This window comes from Syntrophomonas sp. UBA5494, assembly GCF_002426325.1.
Genome location: NZ_DIPG01000129.1, coordinates 4,243 through 4,611, shown reverse-complemented (window position 1 = coordinate 4,611; position 369 = coordinate 4,243). Strand labels below are relative to the sequence as shown.

Genomic DNA, 369 nt, shown 5'->3' with positions numbered 1-369 from the left:
GCATGTTCGGCATCAATAAAGGCCGCCATCCCGCCCTGGGCTTGTGCCTCAGCGATGGCATGCAAAGCCACGGTGGTTTTTCCGGAGGATTCGGGGCCAAATATTTCCACAACCCGGCCCCGGGGCAGACCCCCTACTCCCAGAGCCATATCGATAGACATGCATCCAGTGGAGATCACTTCCACGTTCATGGCGGCATTTTCGCCCAGACGCATGATAGCCCCTTTGCCAAACTGTTTTTCGATATTCTTTATCGTGCTGTTTATAGCCTCAGCCTTGCCTTGGTTACTTTCCGCTTTGTCCACAGACTCTCCCCCTCAAACATATGTTCGCTTAACCTGATTATAGACAAATGTTTTTACTGTTGTC

At 51.2% G+C, this 369-nt stretch carries 1 pseudogene; it reads right to left on the bottom strand.

Features of this window, described 5'->3' with window-relative positions:
• Positions 1-305 (bottom strand): annotated as a pseudogene (locus B3W37_RS14515) (recombinase RecA); the annotation flags it as partial.
• Positions 306-369: the final 64 nt, after the last annotated feature.